The sequence below is a fragment of the Paraburkholderia sp. SIMBA_054 genome (assembly GCF_046534875.1).
GTDB lineage: Bacteria > Pseudomonadota > Gammaproteobacteria > Burkholderiales > Burkholderiaceae > Paraburkholderia > Paraburkholderia hospita.
Genome location: NZ_JAWRXV010001872.1, coordinates 1 through 229, shown reverse-complemented (window position 1 = coordinate 229; position 229 = coordinate 1). Strand labels below are relative to the sequence as shown.

The following is a 229-nucleotide window of genomic DNA, read 5'->3' as shown; positions in this document are numbered from 1 at the left end:
CGCGTGATCGGCCGCTACGTCTACGGCCCCTTCCAGCAGCGCGACTACGACTTCGCCGGCGACAGCCGGCTGACGGTGGAATTCGCCTCCGGCCCGCTGCGCCACCAGCTGGTGTTCGGCTTCGACTACCACCGCAACAGCAACCGCTACGCGTCGGGCGCGGGCAACTTCAACGCGGACCAGAATCCGTTGGACCTGTTCGACCCGGACTATTCGCAGCCCTTCGTGC

At 66.8% G+C, this 229-nt stretch carries 1 protein-coding gene; it reads left to right on the top strand.

Annotated elements, in window-relative coordinates; all coding sequences use genetic code 11:
• Nucleotides 1–229 (top strand): hypothetical protein (locus SB822_RS61545; RefSeq protein ID WP_410859725.1); only part of this gene is annotated, 229 nt, incomplete at both ends.